The following is a 5,749-nucleotide window of genomic DNA, read 5'->3' on the forward strand; positions in this document are numbered from 1 at the left end:
GTGTTGCTTAACAAAATAGACGAAGACAGATGTGTGGGCACTTGTTGGGATAGTTGATCACGACTATTCAGACACAACGAGTGACTCACAAATTCTTGTAATTTTTGATTTTCGAATTGTGTCTGAGCCGATGATTTTGGATGGTAAAGCGAGGTACTCGCGTAACCATCTCCTCTTGCCTTAGGGCAGAGGTTAAAGATTAAACTGAAGAGTTTGATCATGGCTCAGATTGAACGCTGGCGGCAGGCCTAACACATGCAAGTCGAGCGAGAAAGTACTTCGGTACGAGTAAAGCGGCGGACGGGTGAGTAACGCGTAGGAATCTACCTGGTAGTGGGGGACAACATGTGGAAACGCATGCTAATACCGCATACGACCTAAGGGTGAAAGTGGGGGACCTTCGGGCCTCACGCTATCGGATGAGCCTGCGTAAGATTAGCTAGTTGGTGAGGTAAGAGCTCACCAAGGCGACGATCTTTAGCTGGTCTGAGAGGATGATCAGCCACACTGGGACTGAGACACGGCCCAGACTCCTACGGGAGGCAGCAGTGGGGAATATTGCGCAATGGAGGAAACTCTGACGCAGCCATGCCGCGTGTGTGAAGAAGGCCTTAGGGTTGTAAAGCACTTTCAATTGGGAAGAAAGGTTGTACGTTAATAGCGTGCAGCTGTGACATTACCTTTAGAAGAAGCACCGGCTAACTCCGTGCCAGCAGCCGCGGTAATACGGAGGGTGCGAGCGTTAATCGGAATTACTGGGCGTAAAGCGCGCGTAGGCGGTTTGTTAAGTCGGATGTGAAAGCCCTGGGCTCAACCTGGGAACTGCATTCGATACTGGCAAACTAGAGTGCGAGAGAGGGAGGTAGAATTCCATGTGTAGCGGTGAAATGCGTAGATATGTGGAGGAATACCGGTGGCGAAGGCGGCCTCCTGGCTCGACACTGACGCTGAGGTGCGAAAGCGTGGGGAGCAAACAGGATTAGATACCCTGGTAGTCCACGCCGTAAACGATGTCTACTAGCCGTTGGGAAACTTGATTTCTTAGTGGCGCAGCTAACGCACTAAGTAGACCGCCTGGGGAGTACGGCCGCAAGGTTAAAACTCAAATGAATTGACGGGGGCCCGCACAAGCGGTGGAGCATGTGGTTTAATTCGATGCAACGCGAAGAACCTTACCAGGTCTTGACATACAGCGAACTTTCCAGAGATGGATTGGTGCCTTCGGGAACGCTGATACAGGTGCTGCATGGCTGTCGTCAGCTCGTGTCGTGAGATGTTGGGTTAAGTCCCGTAACGAGCGCAACCCTTGTCCTTAGTTGCCAGCACGTAATGGTGGGAACTCTAGGGAGACTGCCGGTGACAAACCGGAGGAAGGTGGGGACGACGTCAAGTCATCATGGCCCTTACGACCTGGGCTACACACGTGCTACAATGGAACGCACAGAGGGCAGCAAACCCGCGAGGGGGAGCGAATCCCACAAAACGTTTCGTAGTCCGGATCGGAGTCTGCAACTCGACTCCGTGAAGTCGGAATCGCTAGTAATCGTGAATCAGAATGTCACGGTGAATACGTTCCCGGGCCTTGTACACACCGCCCGTCACACCATGGGAGTGGGTTGCTCCAGAAGTGGCTAGCTTAACCTTCGGGAGAGCGGTCACCACGGAGTGATTCATGACTGGGGTGAAGTCGTAACAAGGTAGCCCTAGGGGAACCTGGGGCTGGATCACCTCCTTAAACGATAGTGACACTACCTTTCAAGTGTCCACACATTTGTCTTCGTCTTATTCGGTTGATGCGACAGTATCACGAGCTCGCTTGCGAGCATTTTATTTGCAGGCCTGTAGCTCAGTTGGTTAGAGCGCACCCCTGATAAGGGTGAGGTCGGCAGTTCAAATCTGCCCAGGCCTACCATCTACTCAGAATAAAGGGGCTATAGCTCAGCTGGGAGAGCGCTTCCCTTGCACGGAAGAGGTCTGCGGTTCGATCCCGCATAGCTCCACCATCTTTTATGAGAGTCATCGCATCACTGAAGTCAGACAGAAACGCATGTGTACGTGTGTTTGTGTCTGGTTTTACACCGGAGTTGTTCTTTAACAAGGTAAATCAAGCTGAGTCTTTTGACTGAGATAACGCACCATGTTCTTCCTTTGGGAGTCGCAGGGTGAGTTATACAGTCTTAAGATAAATTGTTCTTGATAGCGGGTTTCAATTCCCCGTTATCAAAAAACGAGTTGTAATAAACAACACTGTGACTTAAGCGTCACAACATCCGGCGGGCACAGACTTTGATCGGTCTGTGTCTACTAAGTACCTGGCCTGTGTTAAGGGGGTCGGGGAACTGTCTTCTTGAGCGTTTGCTTTAGTAATAAAGTGAGCGACTGTCTTGTGCTAACAAGACAAACAGATAACTTTGGTTATATGGTCAAGTGACTAAGCGCATACGGTGGATGCCTTGGCAGTCAGAGGCGATGAAGGACGTTGTAGCCTGCGAAAAGCTTCGGGGAGTCGGCAAACAGACTTTGATCCGGAGATGTCCGAATGGGGAAACCCACCTGGTGTAAGCCAGGTACCTTGCACTGAATACATAGGTGTAAGGAGCGAACGAGGGGAACTGAAACATCTAAGTACCCTTAGGAAAAGAAATCAATTGAGATTCCCCCAGTAGCGGCGAGCGACCGGGGAACAGCCTGCAAGTGATAGCGTGGAAGTTAGTGGAACGGTCTGGAAAGTCCGGCGATAGAGGGTGATAGCCCCGTACACGAAAGCTTCTATGTGGTACTAAGCTTGCGACAAGTAGGTCGGGACACGAGTTATCTTGACTGAACATGGGGGGACCATCCTCCAAGGCTAAATACTACTGACTGACCGATAGTGAACCAGTACCGTGAGGGAAAGGCGAAAAGAACCCCGGAGAGGGGAGTGAAATAGAACCTGAAACCGTATGCGTACAAGCAGTGGGAGCACCTTCGTGGTGTGACTGCGTACCTTTTGTATAATGGGTCAGCGACTTATTGTCTGTAGCAAGCTTAACCGTATAGGGGAGGCGTAGGGAAACCGAGTCTTAATAGGGCGACATAGTTGCAGGCAATAGACCCGAAACCGGGCGATCTATCCATGGCCAGGGTGAAGGTTAGGTAACACTGACTGGAGGCCCGAACCCACTTATGTTGAAAAATGAGGGGATGAGCTGTGGATCGGAGTGAAAGGCTAATCAAGCCCGGAGATAGCTGGTTCTCCTCGAAATCTATTTAGGTAGAGCGTCATGTCTTACCCGCGGGGGTAGAGCACTGTTTCGGCTAGGGGGTCATCCCGACTTACCAACCCGATGCAAACTCCGAATACCGCGGAGTACAATCATGGCAGACAGACTGCGGGTGCTAACGTCCGTTGTCGAGAGGGCAACAACCCAGACCGCCAGCTAAGGTCCCAAATACCAGTTAAGTGGGAAACGATGTGGGAAGGCTTAGACAGCTAGGAGGTTGGCTTAGAAGCAGCCATCCTTTAAAGAAAGCGTAATAGCTCACTAGTCGAGTCGGCCTGCGCGGAAGATTTAACGGGGCTAAACTGGTAACCGAAGCTGCGGATGCATGCTTGCATGCATGGTAGAGGAGCGTTCTGTAAGCCGTTGAAGGTAAACCGGGAGGTTTGCTGGAGGTATCAGAAGTGCGAATGCTGACATGAGTAACGATAAGGGGGGTGAAAAACCTCCCCGCCGGAAGATCAAGGTTTCCTGCGCAACGCTAATCGGCGCAGGGTGAGTCGGCCCCTAAGGCGAGGCAGAAATGCGTAGTCGATGGGAAGCAGGTTAATATTCCTGCACTTTTTATTATTGCGATGGAGGGACGGAGAAGGCTAAACCATCAGGGCGTTGGTTGTCCCTGTTTAAGGTTGTAGGCTGGCTGCTTAGGTAAATCCGGGCGGCTAAGGCCGAGAACTGATGACGAGCTCAATGCGAGAGCAGCGAGTGAAGTGGTTGATGCCATGCTTCCAAGAAAAGCTTCTAAGCTTCAGATAATAAGGAACCGTACTGTAAACCGACACAGGTGATCAGGTAGAGAATACCAAGGCGCTTGAGAGAACTCGGGTGAAGGAACTAGGCAAAATGGTACCGTAACTTCGGGAGAAGGTACGCCGGCTTTGGTGATGGGACTTGCTCCCTAAGCTGAGGCTGGTCGAAGTGACCAGGTGGCTGCGACTGTTTATTAAAAACATAGCACTCTGCAAACACGTAAGTGGACGTATAGGGTGTGACGCCTGCCCGGTGCCGGAAGGTTAATTGATGGGGTTATCTTCGGAGAAGCTCTTGATCGAAGCCCCGGTAAACGGCGGCCGTAACTATAACGGTCCTAAGGTAGCGAAATTCCTTGTCGGGTAAGTTCCGACCTGCACGAATGGCGTAACGATGGCCACACTGTCTCCACCCGAGACTCAGTGAAATTGAAATTGCGGTTAAGATGCCGTATACCCGCGGCTAGACGGAAAGACCCCGTGAACCTTTACTACAGCTTCACAGTGGACTTTGACTTTACTTGTGTAGGATAGCTGGGAGGCTTTGAAGCAGTGGCGCTAGCTATTGTGGAGCCAACCTTGAAATACCAGCCTGGTAACGTTGAGGTTCTAACTTAGGTCCGTAATCCGGATCGAGGACATTGTGTGGTGGGTAGTTTGACTGGGGCGGTCTCCTCCCAAAGAGTAACGGAGGAGCACGAAGGTGCGCTAATCATGGTCGGAAATCATGAGGTTAGTGTAAAGGCACAAGCGCGCTTGACTGCGAGTCTGACAAGACGAGCAGGTACGAAAGTAGGTCTTAGTGATCCGGTGGTTCTGTATGGAAGGGCCATCGCTCAACGGATAAAAGGTACTCCGGGGATAACAGGCTGATACCGCCCAAGAGTTCACATCGACGGCGGTGTTTGGCACCTCGATGTCGGCTCATCACATCCTGGGGCTGAAGCCGGTCCCAAGGGTATGGCTGTTCGCCATTTAAAGTGGTACGCGAGCTGGGTTTAGAACGTCGTGAGACAGTTCGGTCCCTATCTGCCGTGGGCGTTGGAGAATTGAGGGAAGCTGCTCCTAGTACGAGAGGACCGGAGTGGACGAACCCCTGGTGTTCGGGTTGTGTCGCCAGACGCATTGCCCGGTAGCTACGTTCGGACAGGATAACCGCTGAAAGCATCTAAGCGGGAAGCCCCTCCCAAGATAAGTTCTCCCTGACCTCTTGAAGGTCCTGAAGGGCCGTGGAAGACTACCACGTTGATAGGCTGGGTGTGGAAGCGTTGTGAGGCGTTGAGCTAACCAGTACTAATTGCCCGTGAGGCTTGACCATATAATCCAAGTTATTTGGATGGAGAGCATCCATCTGAGAGCATCGGAACTGTTCCAGACAGTTCTTGATGGCCCTACATCCTTGTAGGGCAAGACAGCGGATGTTGTGATTAAGTCCCGTGTTGTTAACAACACACCAAGAACAAGACAGCTTGATTTACCACCCTATTTGGAAGGCTAATGCCGTGCGACAGCACGTAAGACTCAAGGCGTCCAAACCAGTTTGCCTGGCGACAATAGAGCAATGGAACCACCTGACCCCATCCCGAACTCAGAAGTGAAACGTTGTATCGCCAATGGTAGTGTGGGGTATCCCCATGTGAGAGTAGGTCATTGCCAGGCATCTAAAAAGTAAAACCCCCGTAGCGTAGGCTGCGGGGGTTTTGTTTTATGGGGAAGAAACTAGTACTGCCAGCTGGGTCA

The 5,749-nt window shown here is 51.6% G+C and carries 2 tRNA genes and 3 rRNA genes; all 5 read left to right on the forward strand.

What is annotated here, in order from left to right:
- The first annotated feature begins 201 nt into the window (after positions 1-201).
- Positions 202-1,735, forward strand: a 16S ribosomal RNA gene (locus EYC87_RS19325).
- A 100-nt stretch (positions 1,736-1,835) separates the two neighbouring features.
- Positions 1,836-1,912 (forward strand) — tRNA-Ile (locus tag EYC87_RS19330).
- Positions 1,913-1,927: 15 nt separating this feature from the next.
- Positions 1,928-2,003, forward strand: a tRNA-Ala gene (locus EYC87_RS19335).
- Between the two features lie 418 nt (positions 2,004-2,421).
- A 23S ribosomal RNA gene (locus tag EYC87_RS19340) occupies positions 2,422-5,327 on the forward strand.
- 225 nt (positions 5,328-5,552) lie between these two features.
- Positions 5,553-5,668 (forward strand): 5S ribosomal RNA (gene rrf / locus EYC87_RS19345).
- The 16S, 23S and 5S rRNA genes sit together here with 2 tRNA genes alongside, the layout of an rRNA operon.
- Positions 5,669-5,749: the final 81 nt, after the last annotated feature.

It is taken from the genome of Candidatus Seongchinamella marina (assembly GCF_026262685.1).
Classification (GTDB): domain Bacteria; phylum Pseudomonadota; class Gammaproteobacteria; order Pseudomonadales; family Halieaceae; genus Halioglobus; species Halioglobus marinus.